9 protein-coding genes and 1 pseudogene are annotated in these 17,302 nt (G+C 73.3%); 7 read left to right on the forward strand and 3 right to left on the reverse strand.

What is annotated here, in order from left to right; all coding sequences use genetic code 11:
• Nucleotides 1-139 precede the first annotated feature (139 nt).
• Nucleotides 140-763, forward strand: coding sequence for a hypothetical protein (locus ACIRBX_RS36260; RefSeq protein WP_402304196.1), 624 nt, complete (start codon nt 140-142; stop codon nt 761-763).
• Nucleotides 764-1,106: 343 nt separating this feature from the next.
• Here the strand turns inward: ACIRBX_RS36260 and ACIRBX_RS36265 are convergent, their stop codons facing one another.
• The gene (locus tag ACIRBX_RS36265) at nt 1,107-2,102 is read right to left on the reverse strand and encodes a LacI family DNA-binding transcriptional regulator (RefSeq protein ID WP_402304424.1); all 996 of its coding nucleotides are present in this window, start codon (nt 2,100-2,102) and stop codon (nt 1,107-1,109) included.
• 228 nt (nt 2,103-2,330) lie between these two features.
• On the opposite strand from ACIRBX_RS36265, the gene ACIRBX_RS36270 reads away from it, so the two are divergent.
• From ACIRBX_RS36270 to merB, 3 genes are all read left to right on the forward strand, one after another.
• Entirely contained in the window at nt 2,331-4,253 is a 1,923-nt protein-coding gene (locus ACIRBX_RS36270; RefSeq protein ID WP_402304198.1) for a DUF5107 domain-containing protein, read from the forward strand.
• A 99-nt stretch (nt 4,254-4,352) separates the two neighbouring features.
• Nucleotides 4,353-6,827: an RICIN domain-containing protein gene (locus ACIRBX_RS36275; RefSeq protein ID WP_402304201.1), complete on the forward strand. Its 2,475-nt coding sequence runs from the start codon at nt 4,353-4,355 to the stop codon at nt 6,825-6,827.
• A gap of 183 nt (nt 6,828-7,010) precedes the next feature.
• Complete coding sequence (gene merB / locus ACIRBX_RS36280) at nt 7,011-7,634, forward strand: organomercurial lyase (protein WP_402304204.1); 624 nt, start codon at nt 7,011-7,013, stop codon at nt 7,632-7,634.
• A 110-nt stretch (nt 7,635-7,744) separates the two neighbouring features.
• On the opposite strand, the gene ACIRBX_RS36285 is transcribed toward merB, so the two are convergent.
• Together ACIRBX_RS36285 and ACIRBX_RS36290 are read right to left on the reverse strand one after the other, a co-directional pair.
• Nucleotides 7,745-10,780 (reverse strand): ricin-type beta-trefoil lectin domain protein, encoded by a 3,036-nt coding sequence (locus ACIRBX_RS36285; protein WP_402304206.1) that lies wholly within the window; start codon nt 10,778-10,780, stop codon nt 7,745-7,747.
• 269 nt (nt 10,781-11,049) lie between these two features.
• A complete protein-coding gene (locus ACIRBX_RS36290) occupies nt 11,050-13,869 on the reverse strand; it encodes a glycosyl hydrolase family 95 catalytic domain-containing protein (protein WP_402304209.1) in 2,820 nt (939 codons plus the stop codon).
• Between the two features lie 238 nt (nt 13,870-14,107).
• Between ACIRBX_RS36290 and ACIRBX_RS36295 the strand changes: the two are divergent.
• The 3 genes and pseudogenes from ACIRBX_RS36295 to ACIRBX_RS36305 form a co-directional block, all read left to right on the forward strand.
• Nucleotides 14,108-16,159: pseudogene (locus ACIRBX_RS36295) on the forward strand (phosphocholine-specific phospholipase C); the annotation flags it as partial.
• 12 nt (nt 16,160-16,171) lie between these two features.
• Nucleotides 16,172-16,600, forward strand: a complete 429-nt coding sequence (locus ACIRBX_RS36300; RefSeq protein ID WP_402304427.1) for a discoidin domain-containing protein — start codon at nt 16,172-16,174, stop codon at nt 16,598-16,600.
• 97 nt (nt 16,601-16,697) lie between these two features.
• Complete coding sequence (locus ACIRBX_RS36305) at nt 16,698-17,153, forward strand: nitroreductase family deazaflavin-dependent oxidoreductase (protein WP_402304212.1); 456 nt, start codon at nt 16,698-16,700, stop codon at nt 17,151-17,153.
• The last annotated feature ends 149 nt before the right edge of the window (nt 17,154-17,302 follow it).

Below are 17,302 nucleotides of genomic sequence, written 5' to 3' on the forward strand. Positions count from 1 at the left end.
TCTTGGTGTTGGTCTACCTTTCGTTGTCCAGCCCGGCCGCCTGCGGCGCCCCGCCCCCCCCGGGGGGGGGGGTGGGGGCGGCCCCCCCCCCACCCCCCCCCCCGGCCGCTCCCCCGCCCACCCCTCCCAGGAGCTCCCCGTGCGTCCCCGTACCCTCGCCACCGCCCTCGCCGCCACCGCCCTGGCCACCCTCGGCACGGTCGGGCCGGCCGCCGCCCACGGCGACACCATCGCCTTCGGCGTCACCGCCCTGGTCGACGGCCACCTCACCCTGACGGCCACCTGGCAGAACGACCACGACCCGGTGGACGAGAAGATCGCCGGTGCCGTCAACGCCACCAGCACGGACGGCCGCGCCGTCGGCCCGTGGCCGCTGGTCGCGGTCGCCGGGCCGCCCGGCGTCTACACCACCGCGCGCCAACTGCCGCCCGGGCACTGGACGGTGGTGGTGGAGTCCGGCTTCCCGGCGCTGGGACGGGGCGAGGCGGAGCTCGACGTGACGGCGGTCCCCGGCACCGCACCGAGCACCCCGGCGCCCGCCCCGGCCACACCCACGGCGGCCTCGCCTGCACCGACCACGCCGACCAGCCCGACCGGTACCCCCGAGCCGGCCACCACGGCCGCGACGTCCGCCGTGGCCGCACCGGCCGACGCCCCGGACCACGGCACCCTCTACGCCGCCATCGCCCTCGCCGCAGCAGCCGCCGTGGCGGTGGCGGTCGGCGCCCCGGTCCTGGCACGCCGACGCCGCGCCAAGCGCTGAGCCGTGGCCCGAGCCCCGCAGCGCTCCCGACCATCCGTCAGGCGGAGCGCGGCGGGGCGGTGCACTCCCGGCCTCCACCCTGCCCCCTGCCACCGGGCACTCCACACGACCATCGCGCTTACCTCAGCACAGCCGCAGCGGTCGCGGTCGGCGTCCAGGTGCGGGCCCGCCGCCGTTCCAAGCGCTGAAGCACTCTCGACTCAACCGATCCGGCCCGCCTCGCCGCAGCCCCTCCCCCGAGCCACTATCAGGCGCGACAGCACCCTCTTCGCGACCATCGTGCTCACCACAGCCATCGCGGTCGCGCTCGTCACCCCGCCGACGGCCCACCCCTGACCCGCCGTCAGGCGGAGCGCGGCGGGGCGGTGCTCTCCCGGACCACCAGCTCCGGGCGCAGCAGGTGCAGCGAGTTGACCACCGGCCCCGAGCGGGCCACCGCGCGCAGTAGCAGATCCACCGCCTGCCGGGCCATCTCCCGCATCGGCAGCGCCACACTGGTGAGCGGCGGCCGGGTCAGCCGCACCTCCGGGTTGTCGTCGTGGCCGATGACCGAGAGGTCACCCGGCACCGAGCGGCCGGTGGCCTTGGCGGCGTCGAGGGCCCCGAGCGCCAGCACGTCGTGGGTGGCGAAGACGGCGGTCAGCTCCGGATCGGCGGCGAACGCCGCCCGCGCCGCGTCCACCCCGCCCGCGACGGTCGGCTCGGCCGCCCGGTGCACGGCGTGGTCGGGGACGGTCAGGCCGTCGGCGGCGAAGGCGCGGCGGAAGCCGGCCAGCCGGGAGCCGTGGTCGGGGCTCTCCAGGACGGCGACCCGTTCGTGCCCGAGCTCGCGCAGGTGGCGCCCGGCCAGGTAGCCCGCGTGCTCGTAGTCGACCGTGACGACCGGGAAGTCGTCCGGCACCGCCGTCTCCCAGGCGCAGAGCGCGACCGGGAAGCGGGCCTCGGCGAGCAGCGGCAGATGGGCCATCAGATCGCGGTCCCCGGCGATCAGCAGCGCGTCGACCGAGCGGCTGGTGAGACTGGCCAGGTGGCGGCGGGCCCGCTCGCCGTCCAGCCGGGTGGTGGCGAGCAGCAGGTGGTAGCCGTGCTCCTCGACCACGTCCTCGACGGCCTCGACCATCTCGGCGTAGAAGGCACCACCCACGGTCGGTACCAGCAGGCCGACCGTCCGAGTGCTGCCGGTGGCCAGGGACCGGGCCACCAGGTTGGGGGTGTAGCCGAGCGCGTCGATCGCGGCGCGCACCCGGGCGGCCGTCTCGGGGCGTACGGGGACCCGGCCGCTGATCACGTTGGAGACCGTCTGCTTGGTCACGCCCGCACGGTCGGCCACGTCCTGCATCGTCGGCACGGGAGCTCCCTGAATTTTACCGGTCAAGCCAATGGCTTCGACGGTACGGCCAGCCCAACGGCCGGGTCAAGGGCCATCGGCCGTCCAGCACCTGACGCTGCGACATGCCCCCTCTGCCCGGTTTCGGCAATTTCTGCAGCGGCTCTTGTTTTACCGGTCAAAATGGTCTTACGGTCCTCGCAATCTCCTCGCCGTGCTCCGAGAGGACGGACCGCCGCCGTGCCCATCACCCCGCTTCCCGCCGCCACCCTGCGCACCGAGCCGCTCCGGATCGAGGGCGCCGCCGACCCGGCCGGCAGCCTGCCGATCCTGCACGGCATCCCGGCCGGTGCGTCCGCCGACCCGGCGGACGCCCCGCACGGCGCCGGGCCGGACGAGGAGATGCGCCGGGGCCTGGCGTACGGCCGGCCGCACTCGCTGCTGCCCTACACCCGCCAGGACGGCTACTCCCGCGACCGGTCCGAGCGTCGGCTCCCCGCCGTGGTGCTGGAGAACGACCTGCTCACCGCCACCTTCCTGCCGGGCCTCGGCGGACGGCTCTGGTCCCTGGTGCACCGCCCGACCGGGCGGGAGCTGCTGCACCGCAACCCCGTCCTCCAGCCCGCCAACCTCGCCCTGAGGGACGCCTGGATGGCCGGCGGCGTGGAGTGGAACCTCGGCACCACCGGGCACTGGCCGCTCACCTGCGAGCCGCTGCACGCCGCCCGGCTGACCGCACCGGACGGCACGCCGGTGCTCCGGATGTTCGCCTTCGAGCGGCTGCGCCGGCTGGTGCTGCGGATCGACACCTGGCTGCCGGCCGGCTCTCCCGTGCTGTACGTCCACGTCGAGGTGCACAACCCGTCGGGGCGGGAGACCCCGGTCTACTGGTGGTCGAACATCGCCGTCCCCGAGACTCCCGGCACCCGGGTGATCGGCCCGGCCGACCACGCCTTCCACTTCGACTACCGCAGCGAGCTGCGCCGCCTCCCCTTCCCGCACCAGGACGGCGCCGACCACAGCTACCCGGGCCGGGCGCGCGACGCTGCCGACCACTTCCTCGACCTCCCTCCGGACGGGCGCCGCTGGATCACCGCGCTGGACGCCGACGGCACCGGCCTGGTCCAGTGCTCCACCGCTCGGCTGCGCGGTCGCAAGGTCTTCCGCTGGGGCACCGCGCCGGGCGGTCGGCACTGGCAGGAGTGGCTCTCCGGCCCCGGTCGGCGCTACCTGGAGATCCAGGCCGGGCTGGCCCGGACCCAGCTGGAGCACCTGCCGATGCCGCCCGGCGCCACCTGGACCTGGACCGAGGCGTACGGCCTCCTGGAGGTCGATCCGGCAGCGGCGCACGGGAGTTGGGACCTCGCCCGGACCGCCGCCGACCAGGCCTTGGACCGCCTGCTGCCGGCCGAAGGGCTCGACGCCGCCGAGGCCGAGGCCGCCCGGTTCGGCGCCCCGGAGGAGATGCTGACCGAGGGTCAGAGCTGGGCCGCGCTGGAGATCGCGGCGGGCCGGCTCCCGGCCTCCCCGCTGCTCCCGTTCGGCGCCCCGGGCCCCGAACAGCTGCCCTGGCAGCGGCTGTTGACCACCGGACGGCTACCGGAGAGCGAGCCACCGGCCGCACCGGTCACCGGCGACCGCTGGCGCGCACTGCTGGAGCACGGCGCGGACGACTGGCACGCCCTCTACCAGCTGGGCCTGATCCGGCTGGCCGACGGTGAGAGCGGCCCGGCCCGCTCGGCCTTCGAGCGCTCGCTGGCCGACCGCCGCACCCCGTGGGCGCTGCGCGCCCTGGCCTTCCTCGCCGACCGGCCGGAGCGGGCCGCCGACCTGCTCGCCGAGGCACACCGACTCCGGCCCGGGGAGCGGGCGTTGACCGTCGAGACGCTCGACGCGCTGCTGGCGGCCGACCGCCCGACCGAGGCGCTGGCCCTGGTCGAGGCGCTGCCCGGGCCCGTCCGCGCCCACGGCCGGATCAGGCTCGCCGAGGCCCGCGCCGCACTCGCGACCGGCGACCACGACCGGGTCCGTCGGCTGCTGGCCGAGGGCGTCCGGGTCGACAACCTGCGCGAGGGCGAGGTGTCACTGGACACCCTGTGGCTCGCCGTCCATCCGGGGCAGCCGGTGCCGCCGGACTACGACTTCCGCATGTCGGAGGACTGAACTCCCATACCCCGGAGGCCGGTTCGGCCTCCGCACCACCCACCCTCACACCCCCGTCCACCCTCACTCCCCCCACCATCACCCCCGAGGAGTACCCCCATGCCTACTCCCGCCCGAAGGACCGGCGGCGCCCTGCTCGCCACCGTCCTGGCCATCGCCGCCCCCGTGCTGGCGAGCCCGACCCCCGCCTCGGCCGAGGACCTCGCCCCCAGCTACAGCATCAGCGTCGGCGCGCTCGGCTCCTGGACCCACCCGACCGACACCCCGGCGGCGCCGTACATCGACAAGGACGGGACCTTCTGGTACCAGCAGTCCGCCGCGCTCTACGGCTCGACCGACCCGCGCTACTGGGACTTCTTCTCCGGCACCGACCTGGACACCGCGACCCGGAACGCCACCGTCTCCAACTACGTGAACCCGGCCAACGCCAACGACAAGAACAACGACACCACCTGGCGCTGCAACAACAGCCCGACCGGCCTGGAGGCCACCGCCGCCACGGGCAGCGCCAGTTACGCCCACCGCAACTACTGCGACCTGGCGGGCGTCTGGGTCGACCCGGACACCGGTGACTGGTACGGGCTGGTGCACAACGAGTTCACCCCGCAGCCGTTCGGCGACGGCCTGCACTACGACGCGATCGACTACGCGGTCTCCACCGACCAGGGCAAGACCTGGAAGATCAAGGACCACGTCATCACCTCGCCGTTCAGCACCACGCGCGGCGACACCACCGGCTTCCCGAACCAGACCTACTCCTACGGCGACGGCGACCAGCGCCTGCTGGTGGACACCGTCTCCGGCTACTTCTACGTCTTCTACGGCTCCCGGATCGTCGACAAGTCCGGTGGTTGGAAGGCGTTCTACGAGCACGTGGCCCGCGCGCCGATCTCCGGCAAGATGGCGCCGAACACCTGGCAGAAGTGGTACGACGGCTCCTGGTCCCAGCCCGGCAAGGGCGGCAAGGAGAGCAACATGGTGCCCGTCGGCGGCACCAACACCACCGGGTACACCCCGGTCGCGGGCGAGTACGACCCGGCCAACACCGGCACCTCCGCGCAGCAGATCGCGGCCGGCAAGATGCCCGCCACCTCGCCGCTGTTCGTCATGGACGTCACCTGGAACGCCTACCTGGGCCTGTACATCGGCCAGCCGCAGGCCGTCGACCAGAGCGGCAACGCGCCGCAGGAGATCTACGCCACCGCCGACCTGGCGACCCAGAAGTGGTTCAAGCTCGGTGACACCGGCAGCTACCACACCGCCTCCTGGTACCGCTGGTTCCTGGACGGTGCCAACCGCACCAGCTCGGCGATCGTCGGCAAGGACTTCCGCACCTACTGCTCCTTCGGCTGCTCCGGCGGGCGCTCCGGCGAGTACGTCAACCTCTCGGTCGGCGGCTCGACCCCGGCCGCCGCGCCGGTCGACCTGAGCAAGACCTACAAGATCGCGAACGGCGGCGGCCGGGTGCTGGCCCAGGTCTCCGGCGGTTCCACCACCACCTCGGTGGCCACCGGGACCGGCGCAGCGCTGGAGGGCTGGAACTTCCAGGCCGTCGGCGACGGCTCCTACCGGATCGCCAACGCCTCCACCGGCCAGCTGCTCGGCGTCGACGCCACCGCCAACTCCGGCCGCGCCTGGGGCGCCAAGCCGACCGTGACGGCCGCCGCCGGCGGCACCGCGGCCGTCGGCCAGCAGTGGTGGGTGCTCGCCAACACCTCGGCCCCCGGCACCTTCCGGATCGTCAACCGCTACAGCGGCCTGGCCATCGGCCTCTCCGCCACCTCCGGGCGGCTCGCCGAGACCACGCCCGGCCGCACCTGGACCGATGCGAGCGGCAGCGCGGTGGGCAACGGCCGCACCTCCGCCGAGCAGACCCTCACCCTGACCGCCACCGGCACCGCGCCGGAGTCGGTGGTGCTCAACTCGCCCGGCAACCAGTCCTCCACCGTCAACTCGGCCGTCTCGCTCCAGCTCTCGGCCACCGACAGCCTGCAGAAGCCGCTCACCTTCACCGCCACCGGGCTGCCCGCCGGACTCACCATCAGCGCCTCGGGTCTGATCTCCGGCACGCCGACCGCCGGCGGCAGCTCCTCGGTCACCGTCACCGCCTCGTCCGGGACGGCCAGTTCGCAGACCACCTTCGGCTGGACGGTCAACCCGCTGTTCACCGGCGCCCACACGCTCTCGACCGGGGGCAAGGCGCTGGACGACCCGGACCACTCCACCACGGCCGGCACCCAGATGATCACCTGGACGCTCGGCACCGGCAGCAACCAGCAGTGGACCTTCGCCCGCCAGTCGGACGGCTCCTACACCCTGACCAACGGCAAGTCGAACATGTGCCTGGACGTCAGCGACTCCTCCACCACGGCCGGCGGCAAGATCATCCAGTGGACCTGCACCACCGGCTCGGCCAACCAGCGCTGGAACGTCAACCGCCTGGCCAACGGCAGCTACACCGTCCGCTCGGTGCACAGCGGCCTGCTGCTCACCACCGCCTCCACCGCCAACGGCGCCCTGGTCACCCAGCAGCCCGACACCGGCTCGGCGCTCCAGCAGTGGACCATCTCCTGACCCGCCCCTGAACCCGGGCCGGCATGTGGGTGCCGGCCCGTCCCACCGACGGCCACCCCCGACTCCCCGGGGTGGCCGTCGGCCGTTCGGTCACCGCACGCCCCGCCCCGGCGTGGCCCGCCGGGCCGGCCGCCGGGCCGGTCGTAGCCTGGCGGACACACCGCACCCGGGGACGGAACCGCCATGCCGCACGACCGAGTCCAGCAGTTGTCCGATCAGCTGGTCGCCAAGTGGACCTCCCCGAAGGGCGTCGAACTGATGGCGGCGGGCGCCGCCGTGGTCGGCGGCCTGCTGGAGCACGGCCCGCTCACCACCGCCGAGGCGGGCCGCCTGCTGGGCTGGCCGCCCGGACAGGTGCTCGACCGCTTCCGGGCGATGGACTTTGCGCTGGAGACGGACGGGCGGGGTCGGATCACCGGCGCCGGGGTCTCGCTCGACGACCGGCGCCCGCACACCATGCGGCTGAACGGCCTTACCCGCTACGGGTGGTGCGCGATGGACGTGCTGATGTTCCCGCTGGTCCTGAAGGAGCCGTCCAGCGCCGTCACTTCGCGCTGCGCCGCCACCGGGGCACCCGTCACTCTCACCGTCACCCCGGACGGCGTCCGCGACCTCGTGCCCACTACCGCCGCGGTCACCCTGGCGCCCGCCACCGGCGCGGACATCCGCGAGGTCTTCTGCGACCGGGTCGACTTCTACGCCGACCTGGGCCTCGCCCGGCTGGCCGTCGAGCAGGACCCCGAGCTGGCCGCGTGTCCGGTCTCCGACGCCTGGACGATCGCTCGGCGGCTGGCCGACCTGTTCTGAACTCCCCCGATCCCCGGCAGGTCCGGAACGGGGCCGGTCCGCCCCGGGGGGAGCCGGGACGGACCGGGTGGTGCCGAGGGTCGGTCAGGTCATCCTCGGCGCACGGGTGTTCAGCCGCTGACGGTCCAGCTGTCGAGGCTGACCGCGGTGCCGGTCGAGCGGGGGTCGGCGGTGCCGGTGTTGGTGACGGTCACCGTTTGGGTGCCGGCGGCCAGTTGGGGGCCGGTCCAGACGATCTGTCCGTTGGCGGTGCCGGCCGGGGTGTAGGTGTTGACCTCGACGGGGGCGCCGCCGTCGACGGAGACGGTGGCGATGCCGCCGGTGCCGGTCTGGATCCCGTAGAGCGAGAGGGTCCGGCCGGTGAAGGTGAAGGTGGCGGTGGCACCGGCCGTGGTGCTGGTGCGGGCGCTCCCGCCGGAGCAGCCGCCGCAGCCCGTGGTGGACCAGGCGCCGGAGTACGCGGCGCCGGTGTCCTCGGTGCGGGTCGGTGCCAGGCCGGCGCCGCCGTAGACGCCCCGGTTGGGGGTGGCGGTGTTGAGGAGGTTGCCCCAGAGGTCGGTGCCCCAGTTGCCGGGCACCGTGGCGCCGGTGCCCAACGCCGGGGAGCCGAGCAGCAGTTGGTAGTGGCCCAGGGTGTTGATGCCGTAGGAGGGCGCGGACGGGAGGGAGACGTACTTCGGGTCGAGGGTCGACGCCTTCGGGTCGGAGGCCGGCGGGGTGAAGCCGACGTAGGTGTTGCCGTTGTAGGACGGGCCGTTGGGCAGGGAGGAGCCGGCCTTCCCGAGGAAGACGTTGTTGGAGAACCTGGTGAAGTTCGGGACCTCGGAGAAGTCCCAGTTCTTGTTCCGGCAGTCGATGGTGTTGCCGTAGAAGGCGAAGGACGCCATGTTGCCGGTGGCGTTGTGCAGGCGGCAGTCGTTGACCGAGAGGTTGTACCGGTAGACGACCTTGGTCGCCTCGGGGCCGAGGCAGCCGGGGCAGGTCAGCAGGATGCCGTTGACGTTGTCGTGGTCGTAGTTGTACTGGTAGGTGCAGGTGCCCCGGACGTAGCCGTCGCAGTCCCAGGCCAGGCTGTCCCAGGTCATGTGCTGGATGTTGGAGACCTCGTTGTACTGGAAGGTCGGGTTGGTCGTCCCCCAGGTCCAGATGCCCGCGTAGACGCCCTGGGTCCAGTTCCAGCCGAGCTGGTCGGCGGTGTTGTACTCGGTGAGCGGGGAGTCGGCCGCGCAGATCACGATGCCGTCGTGGGAGGTGTTCCGGACGGTGTTCCCGACCACGTGGACGTTCTGGTTGCGGGCCTCCTTGGCGTTCAGGCCGTCCCGCTGGTCGCCGTACATCCCGATGCCGACGCCGCGCACCTCGTGGACGTAGTTGTCGGCGATGGTGACGCCCTTGACCAGGCCGCCGGTCGGTGACGGGGTGTCCACCCCGATGCCGTGCGAGAGGTAGAACTTGTGCAGGCTGTTGGCGCCGCCCTCGTCGCGGTTGCTCCAGCCCTTGACGTCGTGGACGTCGTTGTTGCGGATGGTGATGCCGGCGTACTGGCGGTCGTCGGTGAAGTACGCGTTGATGCCCGAGCGCAGCGCCTCGGTCGCGGCGTCGTTGGTGACCTCCAGGTTCTCGATGATCCAGTAGCTCTGGTTGGTGAGCTTCACGGTGGCGTCGCTGACCTTGAAGTCCGGGTCGGCGTTGGCGATGCCGTTCCCGTTGACGCGGGGCTTGGCACTCCCGGTGCCGTACGCGCCGAGGGTGATCGGGGCGGTGGCGGTGCCGTTGCCCTTCGGGGCGAGCTGGCCGGTGCAGGTGCTGCCCTTCTTCAGCAGCAGGCTCTCACCGGGCTGGTAGGTACGGGAGTTGGCGGTGGCGAGCGAGTTCCACGGGGACGCCTGGGTGCCGGTGCCGTTGGTCGCGGCGTTGCAGTCCAGGAAGTGACTCGCGGCGGTGACAGCGGCGTTGACGGTCCAGGTGAAGGACTTCGAGGCGGTCGCGCCGTTCGCGTCGGTGACCGTGTAGACCACGGCGAAGGCGCCGGTCCGCTGCGGGGTGCCCATCGTGGTGCCGTTGACGTAGTTCATCGCGATGCCGGCCGGCAGGCCGGTGGCCGACCACTGGTACTGGCCGTTGCCGCCCGAGGCGGTGGGCCGGAAGCCGGTGGCCACACCGGCGGTGGAGGCCGGGTCGGCGATCGCGTCGACGCCCAGCGGCCCGCCGTTGCCCCCGCTGCCGGGCTCACCCGGGTCATTGCCGACCGGCAGCGTCCACTCCTGCGCATAGGTGCCGTTGCAGGTGTAGATCTGCACCTGCGTGCCGTCCGCCGTACCCGCGCCCACGACGTCCAGGCACTTGCCGGACTGCGGGTTGAACAGCCGCTTGCTCACTCCGGGTTCCCACACCTGGCCGCCCGAGCCGTTGCAGACGCCCGTCCGCACCCGGGTGCCCGAGGCGGTGCCGCCGCCGGTCACCTCCAGGCACTTGCCCGCGTTGCGCAGGGTCCGGTCCCCCGGGACGGCCCAGATCTGGGCCGGCCCACGGTCGCAACCGGTGATCGTGGCAGGGCCGGTGGTGGCGGTCAGGCACTTGTTGCCGTTCCCGGTCAGTACGCCCTGCGTCACGTCGCCCGGGGTGCCGGGGTCCACCGGTCCGCCGCCGGTCGGCAGCGTCCACGCCTGCCGGGCGGAGCCGTCGCAGGTCTGGATCTGGAGCGGAGTGCCGCTCGTGGTCGCACCACCGACCACGTCCAGGCACAGGTTCGATCGGGTGTTGACCAGTCTGCCGTCGGCGCCGGGCACCCACTCCTGGGCGCCCGAGCCGTTGCACGACCAGAGCCACACCCGCAGGCCGGGCGTGGTCCCGCCGGAGTTGACGTCCAGGCACTGGCCGCCGCTGCGCAGGGTCTTGTCGTCCTGCACCGACCAGGACTGTCCGGTGCTGCCGTCGCAGTCCTTGATCACGGCAGGGCTGTTGCTCCCGGTCGGGGCGAGGCACTTGCCCGCCAGGCCGACGATCGGGCCGGAGGCGGTCTCGGCCGCCTCCGCCGTGCGTGCGCCGACCACCCCGGCCAGGGCCAGGGCGGTCAGCGCGAGGGTGAGCAGGAGCGCGAACACGGTGGGGGGCCGGCGGTGCGTACCGCTGGCATGGCGATTCATCAGGTCTCTTCCTCGGCTCTCGGACGTGCAGACGCCTTGCGAAGGAGTCGCCCACCGCACGGACGGCAGGCGAGGGACACCCGGGTATGACCTCGCGTTCACGCGGATGCAATCCGCTGGACCCGGCCTGGTGACGCACCGCCGACCCTAAGGGCACGCCGGGATCCAATCAACCGGTTGACTCGATGATTCTTCCTGGAACTCCTTGGACAGCCCTCCCTCATCCCCGATTCTCAACAACCGGTTTCCGGTGCGACGGTGACGGTCACTCAGCTCCGGACGAGCTGCCAGTGCTGCCCGGTGCTGCCGGTGTCGGTCTGCTGCTGGAGCACCGCGCCGTCGGCGGTGGAGCCGCCGGCCACGCCGAGCGGCAGGCCGCTGCGGACGTTGACCACCTTGACGTGGCCGCCGCCCGCGTCGACCAGGCGCCACTGCTGGTTGGTGGCCAGCGTCGGGGTCCACTGGACCACCGGAGTGCCGGGCGCGCTGCCGCCACCGGAGACGTCGGCGGCCAGGCCGGTGCCGAGGTTGGTCAACTGCCAGGCGCCGCCGCCGATCGGGACGGCCCGCCACTGCTGCGCGGCGCTCTGGCCCGGGGTGCGCTGGACCAGGGCGGCACCGGCCGCGCCGGACACCTCGGCCGCCCTGCCACTGGCCCGGTTGACCAGGCGGAACACCGGCGGGACGGCCAGCGGATCGGGGGTCAGGGTGACCGACCCGCCGGGGGCGAGGGTGACGGCGCGGCTCCAGGCGCCCACCCGGACCGTGGTGGCGGTGCCGCCGGTGCTGCGCAGGGTGACGGTGGTGACCTGGCCGGCGCGCCAGGCGAAGTCGGCGGTGAAGCCGCCCCGGATGCCGACCCCGGTGACCGAGCCGGTGGCGGCCCAGGCGTTCGGAAGGGCGGGGAGCAGCTCGACCAGGCCCGGCCGGGAGTGCACCAGCATCTCGATCATCGCGGCCGGGGTGCCGAGGTTGGCGTCGATCTGGAAGGTGGAGCGGTTCCCGAAGCCGTACATGTCGAACAGGTTGGCGCCGGTGCCGTTGGAGAAGCCGACCGAGGGCTTCAGCACCGTGGTCACCAGCTGGTAGGCCCGCTCGGCATCGTGGAGCCGGGCCCAGCAGAGCGCGCGCCAGGCGGTGGCCCAGCCGTAGCTCTGCATGCCGCGCGCCGTGAGCAGCTTGGTGGCGCCGGCCAGCAGGTCGGTCGGGGAGGTGTCCGGGTCGATCCGGTCGCCGGGGAACAGGCCGACCAGCGGCGAGAGGTGACGGTGCGTCGTCTCGCCGAGGTTGGCGTCCGTCATCCACTCCTGGAGCCACCCGGTGGTCGCGCTCACCCGGGGCAGGTACAGCCGGGCCTGGAGGTCGGCGACGGTGGTGGCGAAGGCGGCGTCCCGGCCGAGCGCTGCGGCGGCCGTCCGGTAGTTGCGGAACAGCTGCCAGACCAGCTCCTGGGCGTAGGTGATGCCCCGGGCGTCGGTCGGCCCGTGCTCGGCGGACCAGTCGTGGTCGTCGACCAGCACCGGGCGGCCGGTACCGGGGTCGGGGACGGTCACCAGCCGGGCCTGCCAGAACTCGCAGGCGCCCTTGAGCAGTGGGTAGACCTTGGCCAGGTAGGCCGCGTCGAGGGTGAACTCGTAGTGCTCGTAGAGCGAGTTGCAGAGCCAGGCGCTGCCGGTCGGGCTCCACCACCAGCCGTTGCCTCCCCAGACGTTGGTGGAGATCGCGGTGGTCCAGCCGGCCACCTTGCCGGAGGTGTTGCGGAAGCCGTTGCGCGGGTCCTGGAAGAGCGCGAGGGTGGCGCTCCGCCAGCCGGGGTACTGGCTGACGCAGTAGTCGGCGAAGGCGTCGAAGCACCCGGGGAGGCCGGCCCGGTCGGGCAGCCAGTAGTTCATCTGGACGTTGATGTCGGTGTGGTAGTCGGCCATCCAGTCCGGGTCGTTGCGGTCGACCCAGAGGCCCTGGAGGTTGATCGGCAGGCTGGAGCGCGAACCGCTGATCGCCAGGTAGCGGCCGAACTGCAGGTAGGCGGCCTCGAGTTCGGGGTCCGGAGCGGCCCCGGCGGCGGCCCGGGCGGCCAGCCGGTCGGGGGTGGGCAGGGCCCGCTGGGCGGCGGTGGAGGGGCCGAGGTCCACCGTCATGGCCTGCTGGAGGCGCTGGAAGTCGGCGAGGTGGGTGGCCAGCAGGGCCGGGCCGGGGACGGCGGCGGCCGCGGCGACGCCGGCCCGGGCCAGGGCCAGCGGGTCGCGCGCCGGGTCACGGTGACCGGCGGCGGTGGCCGAGTAGTCGGTGCCGCCACCGATCAGCAGGAGCACCTCGGGGCAGTCGGTGAAGGTGACCTTGGCCCCGGTGGCGGAGACGCTGCCGCCACCGGTGGCCACCGCCTTGAGCACGGTGGCGTACCGCAGCCCGTTCGCCAGCGCGGCGGAGAAGGAGACCGAGGCGCCGGCCGGGTCGGCGGTGACGCTCTCGCCCCGGGTGCCGGTGAGCGTGAGGCTTCCGCTGTGCGTGCCGCCGCCGGTCCGGCTCAGCCGGATGACCAGCAGGTCGTCGGGGTGGCTGGCGAACACCTCGCGCCGGTACTCCACGCCGTCGGCACGGTAGGTGGTGACGGCCAGACCGTTCGAGAGGTCGAGCCGGCGCTGGTGGTCGGTGACGGCCGCCGAGGTGGGGGCGGGCAGGTCGAGGTAGACCCGGGCGAGCTGCCCGAAGGACCCGAAGTCGTTCGCCCCGTAGGGGAATTGACCGTCGGCGCCGAGTACGGCGTTCGGGCCGCCGGTCCACAGGGTGGCGTCGGTCAGGTGGTAGGCGTCGCGGACGGCGCCACCGGTGGTCAGCGCGCCGAGCCGGCCGTTGCCGACCGGCAGCCCCTGCTCCAGGATCGCCGACTCCGAGGCCGGCCCGGTGTACCGGAGGACGGTGGCCTGCCCCTCGGGGACCGGCGCGAGGGGTGGGCGCGGCCCGGCGACCGCGCGCGGGGTGAACTCCGGCAGCGCCCCCAGGGCGAGGGCCGCGCCGAGCGAGAGACCGGCCCGGAGCAGACCGCGCCGTGACGGCCCGTCAGCGGGCAGGGCGGAGCACTGGTCGTCCATGGTGATTCCTTTCGACGGATGCGACCTTGTTTCGAACAGTTTCGATCAACCACGAACACGGTCCGACAATCTGGCAGGGGCCACAGGACGGCGTCAAGGACAACCGGCCCAGCAGGCGGGTTTCCCGTCGCGACTCTTGACGGCTCGGCTGTCCACTGTCATTTTTGCTCGGAGCTGATTGATAGCCACCCCATCCGCGCAACATCAATCACGCGATGACCGGAGGTCGTCCCCCGCCATGACAGATCCGAGCCGCCGCCGCTTCCTCCAACTCACCGGCGCCACCGTCGCGTTCACCGCCCTCGCACAGAGCATCGGCCGGGCTGCCGCGATCCCCGCGCAGGGCAGCACCGGCACCATCCAGGACGTCGAGCACATCGTCGTGCTGATGCAGGAGAACCGGTCCTTCGACCACTACTTCGGCGCCATGAAGGGCGTCCGGGGCTTCGGCGACCCGCGCCCGGTCACCCTGCCGAGCGGGAAGCCGGTCTGGTACCAGAAGGACGCGGCGGGCCGGGAGGTGCTGCCGTTCCGTCCCCAAGTCAGCGATCTGGGACTCCAGTTCGTCCAGGACCTGAACCACGACTGGGCCGGCGGCCACCGGGCGTTCAACGGCGGCAGGTACGACCAGTGGATCCCGGCCAAGACCGCCACCACGATGGCCCACCTGACCCGGCAGGACATCCCGTTCCACTACGCACTCGCCGACGCCTTCACCGTCTGCGACGCCTACCACTGCTCCTTCATCGGCTCCACCGACCCGAACCGCTACTACCTGTGGACCGGGCACACCGGCAACGACGGCACCGGCGGCGGCCCGGTACTCGGCAATCAGGAGGCGGGCTACGGCTGGACCACTTACCCGGAGCGGCTTGAGGCCGCCGGAGTCTCCTGGAAGGTCTACCAGGACATCGGCGACGGCCTGAACGCGGCCGGCTCCTGGGGCTGGATCAACGACGCCTTCCGGGGCAACTACGGCGACAACTCGCTTCTCTACTTCACCAGCTACCGCAACGCCCAGCCCGGCAGCCCGCTGTACGAGAAGGCCCGCACCGGCACCAACGCCAAGGCGGGCGAGGGCTACTTCGACCGGCTGCGCGCCGACGTGCAGGCCGGCACGCTGCCCAAGGTCTCCTGGATCGCCGCACCCGAAGCCTTCTCCGAGCACCCCAACTGGCCCGCCAACTACGGCGCCTGGTACATCTCGCAGGTCCTGGACGCGCTCACCTCCAACCCGGACGTGTGGGCCCGCACCGCACTGTTCATCACCTACGACGAGAACGACGGCTTCTTCGACCACGTCGTCCCGCCCTTCCCGCCGTCCGGCGCCGCCCAGGGCCTGTCCACCGTGCCCACCACGCTGGACCACTTCCCCGGCGACGCCGCCAACGCGGCCGGGCCGTACGGGCTCGGCCAGCGGGTGCCGATGATCGTGGTCTCCCCCTGGAGCACCGGCGGCTTCACCTGCTCGGAGACCTTCGACCACACCTCGGTGATCCGCTTCATCGAGAAGCGCTTCGGGGTGGGCGAGCCCAACATCTCGCCCTGGCGCCGGGCCGTCTGCGGCGACCTCACCTCGGCCTTCGACTTCACCGCCTCCCGCACCACGCCCGCCACCCTGCCCTCGGTGGCCGGGTACGTCCCCAAGGACCGGAACCGGCACCCCGACTACGTGCCCACCCCGCCCGCCACCGGCGCCGTGCCCCGCCAGGAGCCGGGGTCGAAGCCCACCCGGCCGCTCAAGTACGCGCCGTACGTGGACGGTTCGGCCGACGTCGCAGCCGGCCGGTACACCCTGGCGTTCAGCGCGGGCGCCGCCGCCGGCGGCCAGTTCCTGGTCACCGCGCCGAACCGGACCGACGGGCCGTGGACCTACACCACCGAGGCCGGCCGGTCGATCGCCGACAGCTGGAACGCCACCGCCTTCGGCGGCGTCGCCGACCTCACCGTGCACGGCCCGAACGGCTTCCTGCGCCGCTTCCGCAACCCCGGCAAAACGGCCGGCCCCGAGGTGACGGCCCGTCACGACGGCGCCACCGGGCGGCTCGCCCTCACCTGCACCAACGCGGGCCCGGCCACCGTGCTCACGCTCACCGAGGCCTACGGCGGCACCACCCGCACCGTCCCGGTGGCCACCGGCGCCACGGTCACCCTCGCCCTCGACCTCACCGCGGGCAGCCGCTGGTACGACGTCACCGTCACCGCGAGCACCTCGGCCGACTTCGTCCGCCGCCTGGCCGGCCACGTCGAGACCGGTGCGAACGGCCTCTCCGACCCCGGCATCCGGACCGAGGCGGCCCCGCTGCCCGCGACCGTCCGGTCCGTCGACAGCCAGGAGACGGCCGCCGAGAACGGACGCGGCACCAACGCCGTCGACGGCCTGCCGGCCACCCACTGGCACACCGCCTGGAGCGGCACCGCCGCCCCGCTGCCGCACGAGATCCGCCTCGACCTCGGCGCCCCACGCTCCGTCAGCGCCCTGACCTACCAACCCCGGCAGGACGGCGGCGCCAACGGCCGGATCGGGCGGTACGAGGTCTCCACCAGCACCGACGACGCCACCTGGAGCGCGCCGGTCGCCACCGGCGGCTGGGCGGACGACGCGGGCACCAAGCGGGTCGACTTCGCCCCGGTGACGGCCCGGTACGTCCGGCTCCGGGCCCTGAGCGAGGCGGGCGGGCGCGGCCCGTGGACCTCCGCCGCCGAGATCCGGCTGCTCGGCCCGAGCTGACCGGAATGCGGGTGCGGCCGGGAGCGTTGCCCAGCCTCGGGGGAGCTCGTTGACCACCGTGACGCACGAGGCCGAACGACCACGACCGGGAGACACCGTGAGCGACATCGACTGGGACCACCCGAAGGACCCGCGCGAAGGCAGCTGGCAGCTGGACCACGTCAAGCAGTACGTGGCCTCGGACGGCGCCGAGGGCCAGTACTGGCGCGGCACCCAGACCCTGCTGCTCACCACCGTCGGCCGGGTCTCCGGCGGGCCGGTGCGCACCCCGCTGATCTACGGCGAGTCCGACGGCCGCTACCTGCTGGTGGCCTCCAAGGGCGGCGCCGACGAGGCACCGCTCTGGTACCGCAACCTGACCGCCGACCCCCGGGTCCGGATCCAGGTCGGCCCGCAGGTGCTCCAGGGCACCGCGCGCACCGCGACCCCCGAGGAGCGCACCGCCTTCTGGCCGCTGATGGTCGGTCACTGGCCCGCGTACGACGAGTACCAGGCGAAGACCGACCGGGAGATCCCGATCGTGGTGATCGACCCGGCGGCCGAACCCGCCTGACCCTGCCCGAACCGGCGCGACTCCGGTCGGCCCGTCACCGCCCGGCCCGGCGGGGGCGGGGCGCCCCCCGGGGGGGGCGGCCCCCGGGGGGGGGGGGCCCCGGCGGGGGCCGCCCCCCGGGGGGGGGGGCCCCCGGGCGGGGGGACGAG

Source organism: Kitasatospora sp. NPDC096147, from assembly GCF_044763225.1.
Lineage (GTDB): Bacteria > Actinomycetota > Actinomycetes > Streptomycetales > Streptomycetaceae > Kitasatospora.